This is a genomic window from Collinsella sp. i05-0019-G5 (assembly GCF_042851345.1).
GTDB lineage: Bacteria > Actinomycetota > Coriobacteriia > Coriobacteriales > Coriobacteriaceae > Collinsella.
The window spans coordinates 1,683,362-1,706,778 of sequence record NZ_AP031421.1 but is presented as its reverse complement, the minus strand read 5'-3'; the positions used below and the strand labels follow the sequence as shown (position 1 = coordinate 1,706,778).

Genomic DNA, 23,417 nt, shown 5'->3' with positions numbered 1-23,417 from the left:
GATGATCGGGGCCGCGTTTTTCGATATCGACGGCACGCTGCTGAGCTTTAAGACCCACCGGATTCCGGCGTCGGCGCAGCAGGTGCTCGACAGCTTTCACGAGCAGGGGATTGCGTGCGTGATCGCTACGGGCCGTCCGACCTACCAGATGCCGGACTGGCTGTTCGACCTTGGCTGGGATGCGTACATTACGCTTTCGGGTCAGCATTGCTTTGATGCCAGTGGTGTTTACCGCAGCTGCCCGATCGATCCGGACGATGTTGCGGTGATCGTGGACCAGGTGGCTCAGGGGCGCTACGACTCGCTGTGCATGCAGGGCGAGAACTCGTTTGTGAACCGCCTGTCCGAGCGCGTGGTGGCGGCCGGCAACAACGCGGGAATCGTCTACCACGAGGAGCCGTTTGACCACGCCTTCGACGCGCCGGTCTACCAGTTTTGCGCGTTTGTGGATCCGGCCGACGAGCATATCGTGACCGATGCGGTGTCGCATTCGCTCACGACGCGCTGGTGCGATCTGTTCTGCGACATTATCCCTGCCAACGGCGGCAAGGATCTGGGCGTTGCGGCGACGCTGGAGCGCCTGGGCGTCGACGTGAGCGAAGCGATTGCCTTTGGCGATGGCGAGAACGACCTGTCGATGTTTGGAGCCGTGGGCACCAGTGTTGCCATGGGCAACGCGCAGGATACTGTGAAGGCCGCAGCGACCTACGTAACGACCGCCGTAGACGACGACGGCATCTACAACGCCGCAAAGCACTTCGGGCTGGTGTAGCTGCGGATTCGGCACTTGGGGACGTTCCTTTTCTGCCGGCAGTTGGGGACACTCCTTGCGGGGCGTCCCCATTTTGTTTTCGTCCCGCATGTTTTGTGAAACACGGCTAACTTTTAGGCAAAGTAGTAAGACATGGGCAACTTTTGCGGTAAAGTAAATCAAGCAAAAGTATCCAAAGGCTAACTAGAAGCCATCGCGAAAGGCGGCCCATGGCCCTGCGTGAATCCGGAGAAGACTATCTCGAATCGATCTACGTTCTATCGGAACGTCAGGGCATCGTGCGCTCGATCGACGTTGCCGAATACTTGGGCGTAACCAAAGCAAGCGTCTCTAAAGCCATGGCGGCCTTGGAGAGCACCGGCTACGTGGAGATGGGCAAACGCGACGTGCATCTGACGGAACGCGGTCTTGAGGTTGCCCGTCAAATGTGGGAGCGCCACTGCTTTTTTGTAGGTCTGCTAGAGGACGCAGGCGTAACGCCCGAGGTCGCGTCGCAAGAGGGCTGCCACATGGAGCACTGCCTGAGCGAGGAGAGCTTCGAGAAGCTAAGATCGATGCTGAGACGGGAAGATGTAGCGGGTCCAACAACAGAAGCCTAACTGACCCACAGTAGCGCGGAGTTCACGCAAAGCGCGAACCAGCGACCGGGACCAGCGGCCCTTTCGGCCAAGTCCATTTCAGCAAAGGAACCCCGCCAGCAAGCGATGCCCAAGAACCGCCAGCTGTGTCAATGCAGGCCGGGGCCGGGCTTGGTTTTGAAAACACTCCGCAGCGCGAGGCCCGCCTTTCCGTTGCTCCGCAGGAGCAAGAAAGACGGGCCTCATGCGCGAGGACGTTTTCAAAACCAAGCCCGGCCCCGGCCGGAGGGACCACGAGCGCTACAGGTTCTTGACACCCATCGCGCGCATGGCGTTCAGGATGGCGATGATCGCCACGCCTACGTCGCCAAAGACGGCAAGCCACATATTGGCGATACCCAGCGCTGCCAGCACAAGGATCAGCAGCTTAATGCCCAGCGCAAAGATTATGTTCTGCCAAACAATCGACATGGTCTTGCGCGCCACGCGGATCGCGCGGGAAATGTTGGACGGCTTGTCGTCCATCAGCACCACGTCGGCGGCCTCGATCGCGGCGTCGGAGCCCATGGCGCCCATGGCAATGCCCACATCGGCGCGCGTAAGCACAGGAGCGTCGTTGATACCGTCGCCGACAAAGGCGAGCTTGCCCTTGCCACTTTCGGCCGCGAGTAGCGCCTCAACGCGCTCGACCTTGTCGCCCGGCAGGAGCTGCGCGTGGAACTCGTCGAGACCGAGTTGCTTGGCCACAGACGCTGCAACCTCCTCGCGGTCGCCCGTGAGCATGACGGTGCGGTTGATACCGGCGGCATGCAGGTCGCGAATCGTTTGCTCCGCATCGGCCTTAACGGTGTCTGCAATCACGATGTGGCCGGCGTACACGCCGTCAACGAGCACGTGGAGGATCGTGCCGACAACCTCACAGTCCGGTGCTTCAACGCCGGCCGCGGCGAGCATCTTGGCGTTGCCAACGACGACGTGCTTGCCGTCGATGGTTGCCGTCACGCCGTGGCCCGCGTCGTTGGCGGAGTCGCTCACGCGCTTGGGGTCGACCTCGCCCTGGTAGGCGTCGCGCACGGACTGCGCGATGGGGTGATCGAAGAACGACTCAGCAAGGGCTGCGACTTCGAGCAGCGACTGCTCGGTATAGCCAGCCTCGGGGTGCACCGCGACGACTGAGAACGTGCCGTTGGTGAGGGTGCCCGTTTTGTCGAAGACGATGGTGTCCACGTCGGCGAGCGTCTCGAGGTAGTTGGAGCCCTTGATGAGAACGCCCAGCTTGGACGCGCCGCCGATGCCGCCAAAGAAACTCAACGGTACGCTGATCACGAGGGCGCACGGGCAGCTGACGACCAGGAAGGTCAGGCCGCGCAGGATCCAATCGGACCAAGCGCCAGTCACCAGGCCGCCGCCAAGCGCGAGCACCGCGGCAGCGCCAGTGACGGCGGGGGTGTAGACGCGGGCAAAGCGCGTGATGAAGTTCTCGGTGCGCGCCTTCTTTTCGCTGGCATTCTCCACGAGCTCCAGAACACGCGCGACGGTTGACTCGCCAAAGGGCTTGGTGGTGCGCACGTGGATGAGGCCCGTCATGTTGATGCAGCCGCTGATGATATCGTCGCCGGTCTTGGCGGGGCGGGGGACTGACTCGCCCGTGAGCGCGGCGGTGTCGAGCTGGGTTTCGCCCTCGACGATGACGCCGTCGATAGGCACGCGCTCGCCGGGCTTGACCACGATCACGGTGCCGACGGCGATGTCATCGGGAAAGACCTGTTCGAGTGTGCCGTCGGCTTGCTCGACGTTAGCGTAGTCGGGCGCGATGTCCATCATGGCACTGATCGACTTGCGGCTCTTGCCCACGGCGTATGCCTGGAACAACTCGCCGACCTGGTAGAACAGCATGACGGCGGCGCCTTCGGCCATGTGCGGGTCGGTGTCGGGGAAGAGCACCATGGCAAACGCGCCGATGGTCGCGACGGCCATGAGGAAGCTCTCGTCGAAGGCCTTGCCGCGGCGGATGTTATTGAATGCCTTTTGCAGTACGTCGTAGCCGGCAATCAAAAACGGCACGAGGAACAGCGCGAAGGTGGCGTAGATGTTGCCGGGCTCCCCAAATGCGATAGTGAGGGCGCCGAGCTCGTCGAGGGCATAAACAACGGCAAAAATGCCCAGTGCTACCAGGATGCGGTTGCGCTTGTGCTCAAGGGACTCTTTCTTCTTGCGCTTCTTCTTTTTCTTTTTGGGGTCGGCGGCTGCCATGATTCAAACCTCCCATTTGAGTGTATGAACACTTGCTCATATAATTTCGCGAGCAAAGGCCGCGGCAAGCGCGGCCTTACAGGTCAACGTGTGCGCGGGTTAGAGAATGATCTCGCAGTCCGGCTCGGCGTCGGCGGTGAACTCAACGACGCGGTCCAGGACCTCGTCGAACTTGGCGTCGTCGGCCTCGAGCGTCAGCTTCTGGGTCATAAAGTTGACCGAAACGGACTTGACGCCATCGAGCTTAGCCAGCTCGTCCTGAAGTTCACGCGCGCAGTTGGCGCAATCGATCTCGTCGAGCTTAAACTGCTTTTTCATGGTGGGTTCCTTTCCCTGTGTTGGCGGTCTGGGTGCCGGCCGCGCTGATACCGTGGTTGATTGCTATTCGCAGATATGGCTCATGCCCTGGTTGAGCATGGTATAGACATGATCGTCAGCGAGCGAGTAGAGAATGTTGCGGCCGTCGCGGCGGAACTTGACCAGGTGCGACTGCTTAAGCGTGCGCAGCTGGTGCGACACCGCAGACTGCGAGGTCGCGGTCGCTTCGGCGATGTCAGCCACGCAGAGCTCGCGGCCCATGAGGGCATAGAGAATCTTGATGCGCGTGGTGTCGCTGAAGACCTTGAACAGGTCGGCAAGGTCGTAGAGAAGTTCCTCGTCGGGAAGGTCCTCGGGCGAGCAGGTGGTGGGGACGATCGGCTCGGTGGCCTCGATGCCAGTCTTTGTTTCATCAGCGTGGCTGCTCATTGCAATATCCTTTCATATGAACATGCGCTCATATAACTTACTTCCGATTATATGAGCGCATGTTCATATGTCAATGACGTACAGGTAATTCGTCGCATAAAATGATGGGGAATAGTGGACGAGATTCCGGACTGAGCGGTTTTGATAGCCGATGCCGGGGTGGGTGCCCCCGCGCCGTGCAAAAATTGGAGTATTCTGCAACTATAGGGGGTCCGTTAATCTATTCCAGGCCAAATAAAGCCGCTCAAGAGTTATCCAAGGGCGGTAAACAGACAAGGTCTTCCTCAAATGTTGCCTAACGTTCCCGTTCGATAGCGTTTTTGTTTTTCATTTGGATTAACTTGTGGGTGCTGGAGGGCCGACCCTGCTGAATACTCGCAATTTTGCACATCGCTAGGGTACCCACCTTGTTAGCCGGTCTAGCTTCCGGCCCCGAAGATTCTGCCCTCGGGCGCGAGGCTGCTTATTTGGGCAAATGATGGGCTGTCGGATTCGACAGTCTGCATGTCATCGATTGCCGGAACTTCATTTATTGTCGGGTCATCCAGCGTGATGCCTTCGAGTGTTGCTTTTTCGAGGTCGATTCGTTGACGATCTTCGGAATCCTGGCGAAGCTGCTTCTGAATTCTCTTTTTCTCTTCTATAAACCTTCTGAGCACAAACTGTCTCAGGTCCTCTTGCATGATTTGAAAGTCTTTTGGCAGACGCGAGGGGCGTATGCCCTCTTTCCGTTGGATCGCCTCCATGACCCTAACGAAAGCGCTGGCATGCATAAAGGAATAACGACTGACGGTGATGATTCCGTATCCCATGGACGCAAGCGCATTCTTGCGCTCCTCATCGATGGCGCGGTCTTCTTCCGCGTCATGATAAAACCCGTTGTATTCAATGTCTGTGCGAGATTTCTTTAGATACGCATCCATAAAGAACTTTTTGCGTCTCGTGAGATTCTTTGCGGCAGCGGTGACCTGCACCTCGCAATCGGTCTCAATTCCCTTAATACCAAGCCCTCCTTCGCTTTTAGGCAGCGTTAGCATCATGACAAAGGCCGTTTCCATAGGAGACCGGCATCCGTCGCGCACACATTGAATCGCCTTTCGGGCAAGGGCCAGACCGTCGCATCTGGTAATGGAATTAAAGAACTGTTTTAACCTTTCGGTCGAGGTGAGCGCGAAACGCTCGTTATACGAGGTGGAAGAGCCGGTTCCAAGGGAGTAAGCGCCGCACAATTCAAAGTAGTACTCCACCAGTTCGCGAAAAGGGAGATAGGTGGCGGCCTGAAGTGCGCAAAGCTCAACGCCAACAATGAAGATGCCATCTTTGAGCTCTATAAAGCGTGAGCTCGAGAATCGTTTTGACGAAACGTGGCATTGACAGTTCATTGCATAGCGCGCATTCCTGCGATCAAACACCATTACTTCGAGGCAATCATTTGCGTCAAGGGAAACATCGTGTTTGGTGAGCCATTCTGCGGCTGCGTCAAGGAGCGTTCCGGTGGGACATGATCCGTAAATCGCGGCAGGGTTACAGGGCTCGGTGTCTTTCGTAGACGCCGAATGCGCGGCCTGGTAGACCGCTTTTGCAGTGGTATGTGACAATACGATACTCATGGTATATATCGTGTCAGCTAATGCCGTGCTGATGGCGCTGAGTGGGAAAGTCGTTTTAGGGGCCTAACCAAATGCTGTCCAAAAGCTTGACGCAATTATGGGTTGGCATGCCTAAAATCAATGTTATCGCAGCTTAGCTATAGCATATAAAAACTCAATTGCTGCACATTTGATATCGATGCATCACCATCCGACAACGAATTACGTGTCGGGAATTGGCCGAAATCGTTCAAAATGAGGGTTCAGAATTTGTGATGGCAGATCTATCTGTGGAACATAGGGCGGCCCCGCTGCGGTGTTTCCCGCTGCGAGGCCGCTCGTGAGCAAGTAGTGTTTGTCGCAGGCGTTGCTATTTCGCGAATAGGTTCTTGAGGTTGAACTCGGCCTGTACCGTGCGGAGCATGAGGTCGGTGTCGTCCAGACCCAGATGCTGCTCGTTGGCGTCGGGCGCGAGGGTGCCGCGACGGCGTGCCCAGTTCTCGAGCGCGGCGGGGGCGGACTCGCGGGGGAGCGAGCGCACGTCGGCGTCCAGGCTGCGGCAGATCTGGCGCGAGTCGATGACGATGATCTTGCCGGCGCGGCGTGCCTCGGCGTAGCCGTCCAGGTGGATCTTGAACCAGCTGTCCTCAAAGGCGGCGTTGTGTGCCATGTACGGGTACTTCTTCATAAGCTTGAGCAGCTGCTTTTGCAGCTCTTTGTTCTCGCGGAACGGCTTTTTGCCGTCGATGTCGTCCCAGGTGATGTGGTGGATATTCGACAACGGCACATCCTCGCCGCGGTAGATGTCGGGCAGGCCGCAGTAGTGTGCCTCGGCGTCATGCGGGACGGCGTCGCTGGTGAGCTCCATGATCTCCCAGCCCACGTTGATGATATAGCCGCGCTCGGGTGCACGTCCGGTGGTCTCGATGTCGATACCGAGCACGGTGCCCTGGATGGGCTTGCGGGCGTAGGCCACGCCGAGCGCGTCGCGGTCGCCGCGGATTTCGCGCATAACGGACGCGGCGGTGCGCTTTTGCATCTTGCCGATGGCGGCGCAGGTGTCGGCATCGGACAGGCCGCGCGAGAGCGTCGCGGGCGTCACGTTGCGCAGACGCGCCTCGCCAATCTGGTCGCACAGGTCGCGGTTGCGGTCGGCCAGGTCGCGCACGGTGGCAAAGTCGAAGCCGGGGTCGCCCTCGGCGGTAAAGTACTCGGTCTCGAGCACCTTGAGGGCCTCCTCGCCCTTCTGGCGCTCGGACTCCATGGCGCCGTGGTCGCCGTAGATAAACATGGGGATAAACGGCTGGCGCTCGTATTCGAGTGCTTGCGATACGTTCATATGCTACTCCTTGGACGGGCCGCGTTGTGCGGCTCGAGGTTACTGAGTTATGGCGAGATGATAGTTTACCATAGGCAACTATTGGCACCGCGCCCGGGACAACTACAATACCCTAGTTGACCGCTAGGACTTTTACAATGCTGCCGAAAGACACGAAAGGTTCCATCCGTCATGGATTTACTGATTGATATTCTGCTCGACGCCGGCAAGGACACGCTGTCGCTGGTGCCGTTTTTGTTGGTGACGTATCTTGCTCTCGAGACACTTGAGCACGTTGCGGGCGACCGCGTCAACGGCGCTATCAAGCGCGCCGGCGCTGCGGGTCCCGTGGTTGGCTCGCTGCTGGGCATGGTGCCGCAGTGCGGATTTTCGGCCATGGCAGCAACGCTGTACGCCGGCCGTGTCGTGACCTTGGGCACGTTGGTGGCGGTGTTCCTTTCGACCTCCGATGAGATGCTGCCGCTGTTGCTTGCCGAGCAGGTTCCCGTGCAGACTATGGCGATGCTTTTGGCTTCGAAAGCGCTGATCGCACTGGTCACGGGTTTTATCGTGGACGCTGCCATTCGCGGCCTGCGCCGTAACGCCCGCGCGCACGCGGCGATTCGCCGTACCGTGCTGGGAACCGCGGCCAACCCGGCCCACGTGAACTGCGCGCACGACGACCACAGCGGCGGTGACATCATCGACGAGGTGGCCGAGGCAGGCGTGAGCGCCGACCACATCCACGAGCTGTGCGAGCGCGACCATTGCGGTTGTGATGAAGACGAGGACGAGCACGAACACGGACATGGCCACGATCACGGTCATGAGGGCGAACATGAACACCATGATGGTCACGGTCACTCTCACTCCCACGAAGGGACGCCTGTCCTGTCGATCATCCGCAGTGCGATCTCGCACACCGTGCAGGTCTCGGTATTCATTTTTCTGGTGACGCTGATTCTGGTCGCCGTGCTCGAGACGTTCGGCGAGTCCGCGATCGAGCAGTTCCTGCGCGGCAACGAGACACTCGCTGTCCTGGGTTCGGCGCTTGTCGGGCTGATTCCCAATTGCTCGGCGAGCGTGGTCATTACACAGCTGTATCTGGAAGGCGCGCTGCAACTGGCGCCGATGCTCGCCGGCACGCTCATTTCCGCCGGCGTGGGTTATCTGGTGCTGTTCCGCACCAACCGCAGCGCCCGCGAAAATGCCGTGTTCCTGATCATGATGTACGTCATCGGCGCTGGCTGGGGCCTCATCCTCTCCGCCGTTGGCCTCTAAGTAGGCCTAAAAAATGGGCTTCAAATAGCCATGCTCAGCGCCTGCGCAATGCGGCGACGCATGGCATTTTGAAGCCCGTTTTTTGTTGAGCCATGGATTCCGAGCGCTCACACCGCTCAAAACAAAAAGGTAGATTTTAGGCATGTCTCAAAAATCTACCTTGGTTAGTGCAGCAACTCGGTGAGGTTGCGTTTAAAGCGGGCGCGGTCTTCGCTGGTAAATGCTGCCGGACCGCGAGTGCGTCCGCCGGCGCGGCGTACCTTCTTTTCCTCGTGGCGAATAAACAGCTGCATGTCGATAGTCGCCTTGTCGTACACGCGCCCGCGCACACCGATGGCGGCGGCATCGCGCCCGAGCACCATGCTCGCCAAGCCAATGTCCTGCGTCACGACCACGTCGCCCGCCTGCAGGCGTTCGACAATGGCAAAGTCGGCGCTGTCGGCGCCCACGCTCACGTCGAGCGTCGTGACCCAAAAGCCGCGTCGCGCGTGCTCGGCATCGCGCGGGTCGTCGCGGCGAATGTGCCGTTCCAGGTTTTGCGTGCTGTTGCCGGCGATAACAACGGCGACGCCCGCCCGCCGCGCGCAGTCAATCGACTCGCGCGTGACCGGGCAGGCGTCGGCATCAATAAAGAGCGTCTTTGGCATCTAGCGCACCAGTTTGCCAAACTGAATGGCGCGAACAATGAGCGTCACGCCAAACACCAGCAGCGCGGCACCGCTAAAGATGACGAGCATCTTGGCCGACCACAGCGGATAGATAAACACGAACATGCCGGCGATGATGGAAAGTGCGCCGCTCAGGATAGCGAGGGCGCGGTTGGACGAAAGCTCGGACTCCAGAATGGACATGACACCTTCGACAATCCAGCCAAAGCCGGCCACGATAACCACCATCGTGGTGAGCGTCGCGGTCGAGAAGGCCTGGTTGCGCAGGATTATGACGCCGCCCAAGATAATGAGTAGGTTGGAGATGATGCTCGTCACGCGCCAGCCGGTGGGCAGCAGCGGCTCAAAAATGGCAGTGAATAGTCTGATGGCAGCAGTGATTACAAAGTAAAAACCCAGGACAGTCGTCAAAAAGACGAGGGACTTGGCAGGTGCAAAAAGCAGCGCGATACCAGCAATGAGTGCTAAGACGCCCGTGATGGCGTAGATCCAGCGTACGGCCTTGACGGCTTTGCCCGCCATGCTTTTCTCGTCAAATCCAAACTGGCTCGATTTTTGATCATCGTTCTTAAAGATGCCCATAAGTCTCCTTTCCGTGCGGCGTAAGCCTTGATCGTTACAACCAGTATCCCCTAAGGGCGCTGACGTATGGGTCGGGGAGGGCGAAACGTAACCCAAAGGCCCCGAATTGTTTCCGTTGTTCCCCACGTCGCGATTTTCTATTCAACAGGTGTAGAACATTGCAGCCCTGTTCGTTATTGCCTACGTTTTAGGTTAGATTTTCCTAAGGACAATTGGCTTGTATTGGGGGTCCCTATGAACGAAGCAGTTCCCGAGGCACCGTCGAGTGTCGAATCGATGGCAAAGCAAGGTTGCGAAAAGCTTGGCCTGGACACGTTTGACGCGCTGGTCCGCCGCGCCCGTACGTGCCGCCGTTTTGACGAGTCCATGCGCGTGCCGCGCGAGTTTTTGCTCGAGCTGGCGGAACTGGCGCACCTGGCTCCCTGCGGCGCCAATGCTCAGCGTCTGCGTTTTCATGTGGTGAGCGGTGCCGAGGATTGCGCGCGTGTATTTGATGAGCTTGCATGGGCCGGCGCGCTTAAGGATTGGTCGGGTCCTGCCGAGGGCGAGCGTCCGACCGGCTACATCGCGATTCTTGCCGAGCGCGCTGTTCCGGGTAAGCCCGCCGCGCCCATCACCGAGGTCGACACGGGCATTGCCGCGCAGACGATGATGCTCGCCGCTCGCAGCGCCACGCCCGAGGTGGCAGCCTGCATGTTCAAGGCCTTTACGCCCCGCGCGATCGATGCTATGGGGCTCGATAACGACAAGTATGAGCTCAAGCTGATCATGGCTTTTGGCGTGCCGGCCGAGACGCAGATGATCGATGCGATCGATTCCAACCCCGACGGCTCAATTAATTACTGGCGTGACGATGCGCAGGTGCACCACGTACCCAAGCGCCCGCTCGCCGACGTGCTGGTGTAGCTGAGCGTCACCGCGGCGTGATCAGACGGTAAACCACCACAAAGGTGCCTGTCCCCTTTGTGGTGGTACGAGGGGAGAGCGTGTGGCAGATCTGTATTTGGTGCGGCATGGGCAGACTGAGCTCAATGTGCAGAGCATTTTGCAGGGCTGGCACGATTCGCCGCTTACGGCGCGCGGGCGCGAGCAGGCGCTGACGGCGCGTACGGCGTTTGCGGCGCGTGGCGTGGCCTTTGATCATGTGTATTCCTCGCCGTTGGGCCGGGCGCGGCATACGGCCGAGCTTATCGTTGGCGAGGGCCGTTCCATTGAGCTGGTCGATGACCTGCGTGAGTGGCATTTTGGCTCGCTGGAGGGCACATCAAATCGCGAGATGCCGCCGCAGCCCTGGGGCGATTATCCGGTGGCCTTTGGCGGCGAGTCGGAAGTGCAGCTTCAGTCGCGCATGGTCGCGGCGCTGTCCCGTATTATGGCCCGGCCGCAGCACGACTGCGTGCTGGCGGTTTCCCACGGCTCAGCCTGCCAGGAGTTTCTTGAGTATGTGACTGGCGGGGGAGAGCTACCCGACAACGGTGCCGTGCTTCATTTTGGCTATTGCGACGGGGCGTTTTCGCTCTTGGGTTGGTAACGAACGAAAGGACCCCTATGAATAAAGATCTGTATCTGGTCCGTCATGGACAGACGATATTCAACCTTAAGCGTATCATTCAGGGGTGGAGTGACTCGCCGCTTACGCAGTTGGGTTGCGACCAGGCGGCGCGCGCCGGCATGTTTTTACGTGCGCGCGGCATTGAGCCCGATCATGCCTACACCTCTACGCTTCATCGCACCGAGCAGACTATCGCCAACTTGTGGCCGGGCTTGGCGTACGAGCGCCTGGACGGCCTGCGTGAGTGGTTCTTTGGCGACTTTGAGGCCGAGCGCGTGATGCTTATGCCCGAGCGCCCGTGGCGCGACTTCTATCGGCAGTTTGGCGGCGAGGGCCAGATCCAGGTGCGCACGCGCATGGTGGCGACGCTGACCGATCTTATGCGGCGTCCGGACCATACGTGCGTGCTCGCGGTAAGTCATGGCTCAGCTATCAAGGAGTTTTTGGACCACGTGCGGGGCGCGGCGGCCGACGAGCGCGAACGCGTGCCGGGCAACTGCTCAGTGCTGCATTTTGCGTTTGACGATGCGGCCGATACGTTTGAACTGGTCGAAGTCTTTACGCAGGAAGACTACGCGCGCGAGCTGGGGCTAGAGCCGCTCGTGGCGGCGGCAGGTCCGCAGCGTGGATAACGCTGACGTTGCGGCCCGGTTTACCGGCGTAATTGTTTGATGCGAAAAGGGCGGAGGTGCATGCGTTTGCTGCATCTCCGCCCCTTGTTTGTTTGGATGCTGGGTTTTCCAGCTTAGCGTTTGAGTTCGCTAGAACCGTGAGACCTGGTGAGTGAGCAGACCCGTCGGAACCTGCGGCGCGCTGCCGCTGACCTGCGCGGCGGGGAACAGCACGGCTACAGCAAAGTTGAACGGCTCTTTGCCAGAGTAGGCGCCGGCAGCGCGGGCCTCGTCGGCCAGAATCTGCGATGCCCCAGCCAGTGCGGCGACATAGGCGGAGTCACCGGCGAACACCGGGTCGGGCGCCTGATCGAGCATGGCACGGATGGCGGCAACGGCGTCCTCGCGCTTGACCTCCCACACGCGATGTGTGACGCCCGCGGGATCGGTGACGGCGTAGAGCGATGCGCCCTCTTTGGCAGCGCTCAAAATGATATCCATGACGGGCGACGCCTCGTAGGCGAGCGACACGGGGCGCGGCTGCACCTTAAGCTCGGCGATCGCGCGCGCGGCGGCGAGTGCGTCGACGCTCTCGGCGGCAGCCTCGTCGCTACCCGTCAGTACGTTAACCGGGCAAATCGCCACGACACCCGTCGCGCGACCCGGCTCGCCCGAGCATTCGTACACGTAATACGCCGCGCCTGGATCCTTGAGCATTAGGCCGTCAGCAATGGCGCCGCGCAGGGCGTCGTTGCCGCTCAGGATACCGCCCATCGCAGGCAGCGCCTCGAGCACACGGTCCTGAGCCGGGCGGATGCAGGGAAACGGAAGTGCTTTCATGGGCGGTCCTAACGCGCGAGTCGGTTTGTTCGCGGCTTATTATGCCCCAACTTGGCCGCTTGCGTCCCAGAGCGTGTTATCGGCAAGCGCGATGAGCACGTTTTGGCAGCGAACGATATCGGCATGGGGCACATATTCGTCGGGCTTGTGTGCGAGCGCCAACGAGCCGGGGCCGTAGCTCATACAATTGCGGTTGCCTGTCTTGCCGGCAATGACGGCGGTATCGGTGTAGCCGGTAAAGAAGCCGACGGTCGTGTCCGCGTCCGTTACGTCATCGGCGGCACGCTTGAGCGCTGCTAGAAGGGGAGAGTTCGGGTCGCGCTCGATGGCGGGGCGGTCGCCCGTCACGGTGTAGCTGCCATGGCAACCGGGAACGGCGGCTTCGGCGACGGCGATGGCATGCTCGACCATATTGATTGCGGCGGCCGTATCGGTCGGCGGGGTCAGGCGCATGTCGACCCAGACTTTGGCGCGGTCGGGTACGACGTAGGGGCGATATCCGCCCTCGATTTGGCCAAACGTGATGGTCGAAGGCCCCAGCTCATCGTGCGCGGGCAGCGCCGCAAACGCGCGACGAAGCGAACACACGACCTCGGCCATGGCGGCGACGGCATCCGCGCCCTTCCAAGGCTGGCTCGCATGCGCCGTCACGCCAGCCATTTCAATCTCGAACCACGTACGCCCCTTGTGCGCCACCTGGATCTGTCCGTCGGTGGGCTCGGTGTCCAGCACCCATTCGCGCGAGCTGACCCAGCCAGCATCGATCGCGGCCTCTGAGCCGCGCATGAAGTCTTCCTCGTCGACCGAGCAGATGAGCGAAAAGCCGCGGCGTGGCAGCGCGCCATCCGCCGCCACGCGCTCGAGCGTATGGACCAGTGCGGCAATGGCGCAGGCCAGGCCACCCTTCATATCGCAGGCACCGCGGCCATAGAGTTTATCGTCGCGCACAACCGCCCCAAGCGGTTCGATGTCTGCGTCCCAGCCATCGCCCAAGGTGACGGTATCCATGTGGCAGATATAGATCAGCCGCGGCTCGTCGCTTTGGCCCGGCACGGTGACTTTAAGGTTGCGGCGCCCGGGCAGCACTTCGAGCTCCTCAATCTGCACGGCATCGAGCGCAGAACTATCAAGTTGTGCCAGCTGCTGCTCAATGAGCCTCTTAATGAAGCGCTCAATTTCATCCTCATACGCGCCCGGGTCTGAGCTGTCGATCCGCACAAGCTCCTGCGCAAGCCGCCAGGCAAAATCCTCATCAACCATATGCAACCTCACAATCAGTTTGCTTTCCAAACCGATTGTAAGCCTCCTGAGAGATCCGCGACGTGGGCGTGGCAGTATTTACCGTTCGCAGGCCGAGCCAGCGCGTTTGCCGTCCGGGCGGGTTCACAAGCGACGCAGCGGGTACGTACCCTTCATGGACGACATGCTGTGCGACATATCTGCCTTTCGGTATCACCGGATACCTCCACAGGTCTTGGCAATAATGCCGGACCTGCCCGATTCTGCGGACGATCCGCGCAGGGAGCACCTATGTGAGCATCCGCTCGTCACGCATTTCCTGGGCACCCCGTTACACGTGTTGGCGCAGGGCAGCTGCGGACGTAAGGGCGATCGCATTGTCAGGCATGTTTGGAACGGGGAGAGGCCGTTTGATTCCGTGCGGCAGACGGAGTTTGGCCTCGATGTTGCGTCCCCACTCTTTACCCTGCTGACCCTGGCTTCCTCGGTCTCAAACGAGCGTCTAATCATGTGCATGTATGAGATGTGCGGCACCTTTGCCGTGTGCAAGATTGCGCCTCAGGTAAAGTCGGCACTTGAGCAGGCATACGGGGGCCGGTGGGGTGACGCACGGTCGGGCTGGGAAAACGTAAAGGATGTCTCGGGGAATCCAACGGACTTGTGGAAACGACCTCCCTTGATCGAGCTCTCTGAGCTTACAGAGTTCGTCGATAAGGTCCGGGGGCTCCGCGGCGCTAAATCGTTCATACGAGCCGCGAAATGCATTACGGGGGTGGCAGCATCGCCGCTCGAGGTCCAGGCTTCGATGCTGTTTGGCCTTACGAGGTTGCGCGGCGGCGAAGGGCTGAGCCTTACCAATAACGTTGAGATTCGTATGACGCGCAGCGCCCGCCTGATTTCGGGGCTTGATAGGCGCTATGCCGATATCCTGCTGGCAAATAAGGACGGCAGCCGAGAGTGTCTGGTTGAATGCCAGGGTAAAGCCATTCACGGATCCATTGAATCCAAGATTTCGGACTCCGATCGAACGACGGCGCTGCAAGCGATGGGATATCCCGTCATTCTGATGACCTATGGTCAGCTGGCCGACTCCGATGCCTTCCGCGTGGTGATGGAGCTCATCATGTCCTATCTCGATGTGCCGCTGAAAGACAAGACGCCGCGACAGCAGGAGCTCGAACGGCGGCTTCGTGAGGAGATTTTTATCGATTGGGCAGGAATGTAGCCGCGCGGGTGGAAAACGGTCGCGCGGACTAGAGTTTTGGTCACAAAAAGACTTATATTTCGCCTTGGAGGGGCCTTAAAAATGCTATCTAGAATAAGTTGTTTCGGAAAATGGACAGTCAACTTACATTCGGCACATAGAGATCGATTTTTACCTACTAAAGTCCCTGATAAAGCTGTTTATCAAAGCGGGTGTGCTTAGCGACTTGAGCCTCACTATCGATTATCTGAAAAAACTTGTTATGGGTATCATTTTAAAGTCGTCCGGAGCAACAAAATCGGCCCCCGTTTCGTGAAAACGGGGGCCGAATGGGCTTCGTGGTCTGTCTGGCAGGATTGGCGCCGGCGCTATTTAATCACGCGCACACGATACATCGACGGAATATGCTTGAGTGCCTCGATCGTGCTGCCGTCCAGGTGCTCATCGGTGTCGAACATGGTGTAGGCGTTCTCGCCAGCGGACTCGTTGGTCATGCGCTGCACGTTGGCGTTGTCCTTGGCGAGAATGGCCGTGATCTGGCCGATCATGTTGGGCACGTTGGCATGCAGGCAGGCAATGCGGCTTGCGGCGCGCGCCTTGCCCATGCTGCAGGCGGGGTAGTTGACGCTGTGCGCGATGTTGCCGTTTTCCAGGTAATCCTTGAGCTCGCTGATGGCCATGTCGGCGCAGTTGGCCTCGGCCTCGCCGGTGCCGGCGCCCGAATGCGTGGTGATAAACGTGTTGGGCATCTTGACGGTCTTGGGCGTGGCAAAGTCGCAGCTAAACCAGCTGAGCTTGCCCTCGCGCAGGGCAGCGTCGACGGCGTCCTCGTCAATGATGGTTTCGCGCGCGTAGTTGATGAGCACGGCGTCGGGCGCCAGCAGGTCGATCTGCTCGGTGCTGATCATGCCGATGGTATCGGCCTTGCTGGGCACGTGCACGGTGAGGTAGTCGCAGCCGCGGCAGAGGTCCTCGAGCGTGCCCACGCGCTGCACCTCGCGACTCAGCACCCATGCGTGCTCGACGGAAATGAACGGGTCGTAGCCGTAGACGTCCATGCCCAGATCGACACAGGCGTTGGCGACCTTGGAGCCCACGTTGCCCAGGCCGATGACGCCGATGCGCTTGCCCTTGAGCTCGCGGCCCACAAAGGCCTTCTTGGCCTTTTCGGCATCGACCTGAATCTCGGGGTCGTCGGCGTTGTCACGCACCCAGTTCATCGATTGCACCACGCCGCGGCTCGAGAGCACCAACATGCCCAGGACGAGCTCCTTGACGGCGTTGCTGTTGGCGCCGGGGGAGTTAAAGACGACGACGCCCTTCTTGGCGTACTCCTCGACGGGGATGTTGTTGACGCCGGCGCCGCAGCGGGCGATGGCGCGGATGCCCTCGGGCAGCTCGTAGCCGTGCAGGTCGGTGGAGCGCATCAGAATGGCGTCGGCCTCCTCGGCGGTGCCCACAAACTCGTAGCCCTCGCCAAATTCGACTTTGCCGTCCTTGGTAATGTCGTCGATGGTTTTAATCTTGCGCATGAAAAACTCCTTAGCGGATTTGTTTATTACAAGTGGTTTGAAGTGGCTGGTCGGCCCGCGTGTTGCGGGCTAGTTAGATCGCGGGCTCAAACTATGCTGCGCTTCGAAGTCCTTCACGTACGTGGCCAGCGCCTGCACGTCCTCCATGGTGACGGCGTTGTACACGCTGGCGCGCATTCCGCCGACGAGGCGATGGCCCTTGACGTTTTGGATCTGGTGCTCTGCCGCGCCCGCAACAAAGGCCGCGTCGAGTTCGGCGTCGCCGGTACGGAACGTGACGTTGGCGATGGAGCGGCTGTTGGCCTGCGCGGTGCCATGGAACAGCTCGCTGTGCTCGAGCAGGTCGTAGAGCAGGTTGGCCTTGGCCCAGTTGCGCTCGGCCATGGCGGCAAGTCCGCCGGTCTGCTCAACCCAACGGAACACCTTGCCGCACACGTAGATGCCAAAGGTGTTGGGCGTGTTGAGCATGGAGCCCTTGGCGGCCTGGGTCTTAAGGTTCATGTACTGCGGCGTCTGCGCAAAGGCCGGGCCGTCGGCGATCAGGTCGTCGCGCACGATGACCACGGTCACGCCAGCGGCGCCGGCGTTTTTCTGAGCGCCGGCGTAGATGAGTCCGTAGCGCTCGACGTCGAGTGGCTGCGACAAAAAGCAGCTCGAAACATCGGCGACCAGCGGCACATCGCCGCAGTTAGGCAGCTCGCGGTACATGGTGCCAAAGATGGTGTTGTTCTGGCAGATGTAGACGTAGTCGAGCCCGTCGCCCGCAGCCTCGGCGGCAATACGCGCGTTGATGTCGGCCATGTCGGGGATGCGGTCGAAGTTGGTGTCTTCGGAGCTCGCGAGCAGCACGGCCTCGCCGTACTTGGCGGCCTCCTTGTACGCCTTGTTGGCAAAGTTGCCGGTCACGATGTAGCCGGCGCGCCCGCGGCGCATGAGGTTCATGGGGATGCCCGCAAACTGCAGCGTGGCGCCGCCCTGCAAAAACAGGACACGGTAATTGTCGGGGATGCTCAGCAGGCGGCGTAGGGTTGCCTCGGCGTCGTCGATGATCTGCTGGTACATGCTAGATCGATGGCTCATCTCGAGCACGGACATGCCGCAACCGCGGTAGTCCATCATCTCGTCGGCGATCTCGGCGAGCACGCTTGTGGGCAGTGCGGCCGGGCCAGCTGAGAAGTTGTGCACACGTGCCATCTTCTAGTTCCCCCTCGTAGTCGTTTGAACGTTCGGGATACTTTAGCACAGTGGAGCGCTAGGCGCGACCGCATCACGGTAAAACTCGAGTGCGCCGCTATGATTTACAGGATGGTTACATGGGGGAGGGCGGTCGCAAGGTCTATATCGCCGGGATATACCGTGACAGGTACTCTTTGAGCGCGGGGTCGCACACATAGAGATACGTTCCTAACATGCCGCGCGTCATGAGGACGTAGTAGGCGTTGACGATGATCTTTTGCAGATCATCGTCGCTTGCCTTTTTCTTGGCAACGGCATCTTTGAAGTTTGCCCTGTTAACGTTGACTGCATCTTTGTTCGAATCGTAGTAAATGTCGGGACCCAGAATTACGAATCCGTAGTTGAGGTCGTAGCCTTGTACCGTATGAATGCATCCGACTTCGTTGACGGCGTTGGCGGAGTTAACCCAATCCTTCTGGGTTGAGTTCCAGCGTTTGGGAATGCCCTCGATGACGATATCGAACGCATCTTTGTTATTCTTCGTTTCCCACTTCCACGCAAAGCCTGCCATCATGCGGGATAGACCAACTTCTTCTTCCTTGGTTTGCTGCAGAGAGCAGAAGTCCTCAAATCGGTCGACGATTCCAAACTGGTATCTGGGGATATCGCTGTCCGGATCCCCGGCTCGCGAATCGTAAGGCTCCTATGAAAAGAGTGCTTTGAACTTCATGCCGGCATGCATGTACGCTTTGTTATCAAGCAGGTCGTAGACAAAATCGAGGTACTCATCGCCGCCACGCACGCGCATTTGGGTACTCAAGTTGAATTCTTCGGTCTCGATGCCGGCTTCTTCGAGTTGGTTGAGTCGCTGCTCAAGGCCATCTCGGTTGAGTCCCGATGCGCGGACTTGCTGTTTGGGGTCAAAGAACAGGTACGCCTTGTCGCAGCATTTGAAAATCCAATCCACCTGGCTGCTCGTGCGCGGCAAGCTGAGTCGTTCACATGTGTTGTAGAAAGCTCCGATGCCGGCGCCGGCGGATAAGTAGTTTCCCAGTCGGTGCGCCTCGTCGACAAGCAAGACGTCATACCGATCGTTTTTTGTGACGTCGTTGGGGCTCAGGATATCGCCGGGCTTTAACCCGGGGAGGAAGTGCGTGAGTTTTTTGAGCGTCTTGCTCAGAGACTCCATGGGCGTCACGAAGCCGACCCGCAGACCGGAAAGGTTCGGCTCATTTTTGATTTTGAACATGAGACTGATGGCGAGGATTGTTTTGCCTGTTCCCGGCGCGCCGTTCACGACGGTTACGCGCTCTTTCTTGGGACCGCCGTGTTTAATGTCTTCATGCTCTTGCTCGAGCCGCCTGTAAATCGCCTCAATCGTTTCGTATTGATCGGGCGTGAGCGTTTTGAAGGGCGAGAATTTGAACAGGTCGGTATTCTCGAGCTCTTCGATGGGGTGGATCGCATAGTTCTCTTCGCGAAGCTTTGTCCAGAGGTCTCTGAACTTCTGGCGATACTGAGGTCGCTCAAAATAATCGAACTGGGCATAGCCATTGTTGGCGTTGGTTACCTGGTATTTTTCGTCAGCGCAGAACAGCTCGATAAGTCGATTCTCAAACTCAAATGTTGCTGACTGATTGAAGGTTGGATTGTCAATCAGGAGGGTCCGGTCGAAGTCTTTGTCCACGTTTGCGGCGTGTTGCTTCATGCGGCGTCGATAATTGGTCGTTTGACCGATGTACGCCGTTTTGTTTTTACTGTTGGTCAGAATATAGAGAACGGGCCAACTCTCGTCATGGTGGAATCCGGGCTTTGGCGTGCCAAAGTCCTGCAGCGATTCGCTTGCCTCGAAGGGTTGGGGGAGGGGAAGCGTGTATTGTCGAAGGGCGAACTCATTACTCATGGTGGGCCGCCTTTCTGTATTCGCTGGAGCTGGTGTCGACGGGATAGCGCTCGCCGTTGCGTTTGAGTTTGGACGAGAGCGCCTTTGGGAGGTCGATTCCGTTTAGATCGGCGAAACGTAGGAGAAAGAGGAGCGTGTCGGCAACTTCGTCTTCGATGGCTTGGCGCTGATCAGGGCTATCGAACATTTCTGCAATGCGCTTGTCGCTCATAAAGCGGAAAAGCTGAAGGAGTTCGGAGGACTCTGTCGCTATGCCGATGGCAAGTTCCTTTGGAGTGTGATATTTGCGCCAATCGCGCGCATCACAAAAATCTCTGACTTGTTCTGTCATGGCAGTGAGCTTGTCCATCATCCGTAACCTCCCTGATGTTCATTATTTTATTATGGCCGTATCTGGAGTTTATTGCACATCAGTTGGGACGTGCGGTTTGTCCGGCCGCGATTGCCCGGTAGGAGGATTCACCGTGAAGATTGAAGTTGATGTAGACCAGCTGCGCGAGGGCTTGCTCGACTACGCGGGGAGCGCGGCTGGCGTGGGCTTTCCCGCTGCCATGCTCGACGTGATGGATATCGAGGACGAGTCGCCCCAAGAGCTCCTAGCCCGAGCCGAACGCGAAGGCCTCGACCTCCGCGACTTTGCTGTGGGTGACAGCTAGTAGCTGAAGAGGGACGGGCTGCTAGGAAGCTAGCGTGGCGATGACGGCTTCGTCGCCGGCGTATATTAGGGTGTTGCCATCGGGGATGATGGTTTGGCCGTCGCGCTTGAGCATCACCACGATAAACGGGTGCTTGCCCTGCGGCACGTCGCGCAGGCGCTGACCGGCCAGGCGACCGTGGGGCGTCACGGTGACCTCGCGCAGCGTAACCTCGGCACGCTCTTCGAACGTTGGGGCTGCCATCACCAGAAGGTCGCCTTCCTCGATGACGGTATCGCCGTTGGGCAGTACCGGGTGTGCCCCGTCGCGCAGCACCAAGACCACGAGCATGTCCGTCGCGCTGCCAATATCGGCGAGCGAGCGCCCGGCAAACGGATGGCCAGCGCCCACCTTGAGCTTTACAAACGACATGCCGTCCTCGTCGTGGTAGTCGTTAAAGGTGCGGCGCACGTCGCCGGCCGCATCGATCATATCGAGTTTCTTCGCCACCGCCGGCAGTAGCGAACCCTGCACCACAATGCTCGATACGGCAATCACAAACACCAGGTCAAATAGGTCGTGTCCGCCGGGAACGCCGGCCACCACAGCAAAGAGGCTAAAGACGACCGAAGCCGCGCCGCGCAAGCCCGCCCAGCTTACGAGCGCAACCTGGCGAGGGCTCGTCTTAAAGGGCGCCAGCAGCAGACCGACGGCGATGGGGCGGCTCGCAAAGAGCATAAACGCCATGAGCGCCAGGCCGGGTAGCAGCATTTGCGGCAGGCGCGCGGGCGTGACGAGCAGGCCGAGCAAGAAGAAGATCGTCATCTCGGCCATCTCGGTAAGGGTGTCAAAGAAGTGCGCCATCTCGACCTTGCCGGTGATGTCGCTCGCGCCCAGCACAATGCCTGCCAGGTATACGGCCAAAAAGCCGTTGCCGCCCAGGTAGCTCGGCAGTGCGTAGGCGACGATCGCCACGGCGAACAAAAAGATAGTCTGCGCGCCCTCGGCCGTTGCGTGTGCGCGCTCAATCAGGCGGCTGGATATCCAGCCGATGGCAAGGCCCAGCCCCACGCCCAGGATGATCTGCTTGGCCAGCAGCACGGGAATGTCGATGTTGCCACCCGCCGCGAGGGTGGCGAGTACCGCGGTGAGCATGTAGGCGACGGGGTCGTTGGAGCCCGATTCGACCTCGAGCAGCGAGTCGGTGCCGCCCTTTAGCGACAGGTTGTGCTCGCGCAGCACGCTAAAGACGCTCGCCGCGTCGGTCGACGCCACGACCGAGCCCAGCAGCAGGCCGCCGATCCAGTCGAAGCCCAGTGCGAAGTGTGCGAACACGCCAGTGATGCCGGCGGTGGCGATAACGCCGAGCGTGCTCAGCAGCACAGCGGGCGCGGCGACGGGTTTGGCACGGTCGATGTTGGTGTTAAAGCCGCCGTAGAACATGATGAACAGCAGCGCCGTGCTGCAGACGGTTTCGGTGAGCGCGTAGTCGCTAAAGTCGATGTGCGCCGGACCGTTGACGCCGAGCAGCATGCCGAGCGCAATAAAGATGAGGAGGGTGGGGAAGGGGAGTTTTTTGCCGACGGGTTTGATGGTCAGGCACAAAATGATGACGAGGCCGATAAAGAGAAGTATCTGGTTCATGGATAGTGTCCGCTCCTGGGTGGTTGGCGTGGCACGGTCAGTTGTCTGCGGTTATTTGTACCCAAAGGTGGTGGGTTTATGGGGGCGGATTACGGGCGTGCGCGATATCGTCATAGACGGCTGCCGTCTTTGCCTCTGCTCGGAAACCCTTTCCAGCTTTATTGCAACGGAGTACAATGGGTAACGTTTAAGTTCAACTTGAAGTTTTAGTTGCGGCGCCGGGCTTAGACCGCAATGCAAGGAGAGGCGTACCATGGCGATCTATGTGACATCTGATGCTCACGGGCACGTGCGTGCGCTTGACGAGGCCCTGTCTAAGATCTCGTTGACGTCCGACGACACGCTGTACGTGCTGGGCGACATGATCGATCGCGGGCCCGATCCGGTCGGCGTTATTAAGCTCGTGCGCTCGCTGCCCAACGCCCACGTGCTCAAGGGCAATCACGAGCAGATCATGCTCGATGCCATCATTGGCCAGGACCCGCTCGATGCCGAGACCTGGGATATCAACGGTGGCTGGACGACGAGCGAGCAGCTCAACGACATGGAATTTGAGGCATACGAGGAGCTCGTGCGATGGATGGCCGCGCTGCCGCTCTACGCGGTGGCCGAGACCGAGGAGCGCCCGTACCTGCTGGTGCATGCCGGCATCCAGACCGAGGCGGCGCGCGCGTTTTTGCTTGAGCATGGTGTCGATTGCGGTGACGGCAGGGGAGCGGTCGATGCCGATAGCGAGCTGCTGCGGCAAATGCTCGCCGTGCAGTCGTCCGATGACCTGCTGTGGATTCGTCACGGCTATTGGGATGCGCCGACGGGACTGCTTTCTGCCGAGGGCGAGGGCCCGGTCGTGGTGAGCGGCCACACGCCCACGGTGTCGCTTGGGCGCTATTGCGAGGTTGGCGGCCTGGCGGGGCTCGATGAGGAGTCGGGCCGCGGGCAGATTGTGCGCCTGGGTGGCGAGGATACCGCCGGCGTGCCCGATCGCATCGACATCGACTGCGCCGCCGCCACCGGCTCCGAGTTCGGTCGCGTGGGCATCCTGCGGCTCGATGATGGGGCGGAGTTCTACGCGAACATCAACCCGGGCGAATAATCGGTGCAAGTGGTAGCTAATTTGGGACGGGGCTTTTTTGACTACTCTTGCCCTTCTGCCCGCTAATTGATTTCTCTGGGACGGGGATTAAATAATCATTTGGCTGCCCGCTGGCTAAGTGAGTAGACTTTTTTGGAAATGCCGAGCACCCAACATATTTGCCTCAATAAAACCGCAGGTCACAGACTTGTGCTCTGTCG

The 23,417-nt window shown here is 59.5% G+C and carries 22 protein-coding genes and 1 pseudogene; 9 read left to right on the top strand and 14 right to left on the bottom strand.

The features are described from left to right. The first annotated feature begins 1 nt into the window (after position 1). Together ACGHIZ_RS08075 and ACGHIZ_RS08070 are read left to right on the top strand one after the other, a co-directional pair. Positions 2 to 772 carry a Cof-type HAD-IIB family hydrolase gene (locus tag ACGHIZ_RS08075; protein ID WP_117839740.1) on the top strand — a complete coding sequence of 257 codons (771 nt, stop codon included), beginning with the start codon at positions 2 to 4 and terminating at the stop codon, positions 770 to 772. 209 nt (positions 773 to 981) lie between these two features. Next, entirely contained in the window at positions 982 to 1,371 is a 390-nt protein-coding gene (locus tag ACGHIZ_RS08070; protein ID WP_055252669.1) for a metal-dependent transcriptional regulator, read from the top strand. Positions 1,372 to 1,650: 279 nt separating this feature from the next. Here ACGHIZ_RS08070 and ACGHIZ_RS08065 read toward each other — a convergent pair whose 3' ends face one another. The 5 genes from ACGHIZ_RS08065 to ACGHIZ_RS08045 form a co-directional block, all read right to left on the bottom strand. Continuing rightward, positions 1,651 to 3,603: a heavy metal translocating P-type ATPase gene (locus ACGHIZ_RS08065; protein ID WP_390447356.1), complete on the bottom strand. Its 1,953-nt coding sequence runs from the start codon at positions 3,601 to 3,603 to the stop codon at positions 1,651 to 1,653. 99 nt (positions 3,604 to 3,702) lie between these two features. Continuing rightward, complete coding sequence (locus tag ACGHIZ_RS08060; protein WP_055252067.1) at positions 3,703 to 3,921, bottom strand: cation transporter; 219 nt, start codon at positions 3,919 to 3,921, stop codon at positions 3,703 to 3,705. 63 nt (positions 3,922 to 3,984) lie between these two features. Beyond that, positions 3,985 to 4,350, bottom strand: coding sequence for a helix-turn-helix transcriptional regulator (locus tag ACGHIZ_RS08055; RefSeq protein ID WP_055252065.1), 366 nt, complete (start codon positions 4,348 to 4,350; stop codon positions 3,985 to 3,987). A gap of 419 nt (positions 4,351 to 4,769) precedes the next feature. Beyond that, positions 4,770 to 5,960: a hypothetical protein gene (locus ACGHIZ_RS08050; protein WP_148315876.1), complete on the bottom strand. Its 1,191-nt coding sequence runs from the start codon at positions 5,958 to 5,960 to the stop codon at positions 4,770 to 4,772. Between the two features lie 349 nt (positions 5,961 to 6,309). Continuing rightward, positions 6,310 to 7,278: a hypothetical protein gene (locus ACGHIZ_RS08045; RefSeq protein ID WP_055252061.1), complete on the bottom strand. Its 969-nt coding sequence runs from the start codon at positions 7,276 to 7,278 to the stop codon at positions 6,310 to 6,312. Positions 7,279 to 7,449: 171 nt separating this feature from the next. Between ACGHIZ_RS08045 and ACGHIZ_RS08040 the strand changes: the two genes are divergently transcribed. Next, positions 7,450 to 8,538 carry a putative manganese transporter gene (locus ACGHIZ_RS08040; protein ID WP_055252059.1) on the top strand — a complete coding sequence of 363 codons (1,089 nt, stop codon included), beginning with the start codon at positions 7,450 to 7,452 and terminating at the stop codon, positions 8,536 to 8,538. Positions 8,539 to 8,702: 164 nt separating this feature from the next. Here ACGHIZ_RS08040 and ACGHIZ_RS08035 read toward each other — a convergent pair whose 3' ends face one another. Both ACGHIZ_RS08035 and ACGHIZ_RS08030 read right to left on the bottom strand, forming a co-directional pair. Further along, complete coding sequence (locus tag ACGHIZ_RS08035) at positions 8,703 to 9,185, bottom strand: DUF188 domain-containing protein (RefSeq protein ID WP_117563982.1); 483 nt, start codon at positions 9,183 to 9,185, stop codon at positions 8,703 to 8,705. Next, positions 9,186 to 9,788 carry an HdeD family acid-resistance protein gene (locus tag ACGHIZ_RS08030; protein WP_117773002.1) on the bottom strand — a complete coding sequence of 201 codons (603 nt, stop codon included), beginning with the start codon at positions 9,786 to 9,788 and terminating at the stop codon, positions 9,186 to 9,188. Positions 9,789 to 10,022: 234 nt separating this feature from the next. On the opposite strand from ACGHIZ_RS08030, the gene ACGHIZ_RS08025 reads away from it, so the two are divergent. The 3 genes from ACGHIZ_RS08025 to ACGHIZ_RS08015 all read left to right on the top strand — a co-directional run bounded on the left by ACGHIZ_RS08025 (position 10,023) and on the right by ACGHIZ_RS08015 (position 11,972). Continuing rightward, on the top strand, positions 10,023 to 10,694 hold the full coding sequence (locus tag ACGHIZ_RS08025) for a nitroreductase family protein (protein WP_158558592.1): 672 nt from the start codon (positions 10,023 to 10,025) through the stop codon (positions 10,692 to 10,694). 82 nt (positions 10,695 to 10,776) lie between these two features. Continuing rightward, a complete protein-coding gene (locus tag ACGHIZ_RS08020) occupies positions 10,777 to 11,319 on the top strand; it encodes a histidine phosphatase family protein (protein WP_055252053.1) in 543 nt (180 codons plus the stop codon). A gap of 17 nt (positions 11,320 to 11,336) precedes the next feature. Then, positions 11,337 to 11,972 (top strand): histidine phosphatase family protein, encoded by a 636-nt coding sequence (locus ACGHIZ_RS08015; protein ID WP_117772998.1) that lies wholly within the window; start codon positions 11,337 to 11,339, stop codon positions 11,970 to 11,972. 129 nt (positions 11,973 to 12,101) lie between these two features. Here the strand turns inward: ACGHIZ_RS08015 and ACGHIZ_RS08010 are convergent, their stop codons facing one another. Both ACGHIZ_RS08010 and ACGHIZ_RS08005 read right to left on the bottom strand, forming a co-directional pair. Next, a complete protein-coding gene (locus ACGHIZ_RS08010) occupies positions 12,102 to 12,791 on the bottom strand; it encodes a DUF1015 family protein (RefSeq protein WP_117563978.1) in 690 nt (229 codons plus the stop codon). A gap of 39 nt (positions 12,792 to 12,830) precedes the next feature. After that, a complete protein-coding gene (locus ACGHIZ_RS08005) occupies positions 12,831 to 14,051 on the bottom strand; it encodes a M20 family metallopeptidase (RefSeq protein WP_117772996.1) in 1,221 nt (406 codons plus the stop codon). Between the two features lie 655 nt (positions 14,052 to 14,706). Here ACGHIZ_RS08005 and ACGHIZ_RS08000 point away from each other — a divergent pair. After that, complete coding sequence (locus tag ACGHIZ_RS08000; protein ID WP_147330808.1) at positions 14,707 to 15,255, top strand: hypothetical protein; 549 nt, start codon at positions 14,707 to 14,709, stop codon at positions 15,253 to 15,255. A gap of 347 nt (positions 15,256 to 15,602) precedes the next feature. Here the strand turns inward: ACGHIZ_RS08000 and ACGHIZ_RS07995 are convergent, their stop codons facing one another. The 4 genes and pseudogenes from ACGHIZ_RS07995 to ACGHIZ_RS07980 all read right to left on the bottom strand — a co-directional run bounded on the left by ACGHIZ_RS07995 (position 15,603) and on the right by ACGHIZ_RS07980 (position 20,197). Next, a complete protein-coding gene (locus ACGHIZ_RS07995; RefSeq protein WP_117735908.1) occupies positions 15,603 to 16,766 on the bottom strand; it encodes a phosphoglycerate dehydrogenase in 1,164 nt (387 codons plus the stop codon). A gap of 69 nt (positions 16,767 to 16,835) precedes the next feature. Then, on the bottom strand, positions 16,836 to 17,960 hold the full coding sequence (gene serC / locus ACGHIZ_RS07990; RefSeq protein ID WP_117772992.1) for a 3-phosphoserine/phosphohydroxythreonine transaminase: 1,125 nt from the start codon (positions 17,958 to 17,960) through the stop codon (positions 16,836 to 16,838). 142 nt (positions 17,961 to 18,102) lie between these two features. After that, positions 18,103 to 19,845, bottom strand: a pseudogene (locus ACGHIZ_RS07985) (DNA/RNA helicase domain-containing protein). Next, positions 19,838 to 20,197, bottom strand: a complete 360-nt coding sequence (locus ACGHIZ_RS07980) for a nucleotide pyrophosphohydrolase (RefSeq protein WP_199570656.1) — start codon at positions 20,195 to 20,197, stop codon at positions 19,838 to 19,840. Before ACGHIZ_RS07980 ends, ACGHIZ_RS07985 begins: the two are co-directional and overlap by 8 nt. A gap of 112 nt (positions 20,198 to 20,309) precedes the next feature. Between ACGHIZ_RS07980 and ACGHIZ_RS07975 the strand changes: the two genes are divergently transcribed. Then, on the top strand, positions 20,310 to 20,501 hold the full coding sequence (locus ACGHIZ_RS07975) for a hypothetical protein (RefSeq protein WP_117563971.1): 192 nt from the start codon (positions 20,310 to 20,312) through the stop codon (positions 20,499 to 20,501). A gap of 21 nt (positions 20,502 to 20,522) precedes the next feature. Here ACGHIZ_RS07975 and ACGHIZ_RS07970 read toward each other — a convergent pair whose 3' ends face one another. Beyond that, positions 20,523 to 22,124 (bottom strand): potassium/proton antiporter, encoded by a 1,602-nt coding sequence (locus ACGHIZ_RS07970; protein WP_117563970.1) that lies wholly within the window; start codon positions 22,122 to 22,124, stop codon positions 20,523 to 20,525. Between the two features lie 253 nt (positions 22,125 to 22,377). Between ACGHIZ_RS07970 and ACGHIZ_RS07965 the strand changes: the two genes are divergently transcribed. Beyond that, positions 22,378 to 23,217 carry a metallophosphoesterase family protein gene (locus ACGHIZ_RS07965; protein ID WP_055252016.1) on the top strand — a complete coding sequence of 280 codons (840 nt, stop codon included), beginning with the start codon at positions 22,378 to 22,380 and terminating at the stop codon, positions 23,215 to 23,217. Positions 23,218 to 23,417: the final 200 nt, after the last annotated feature.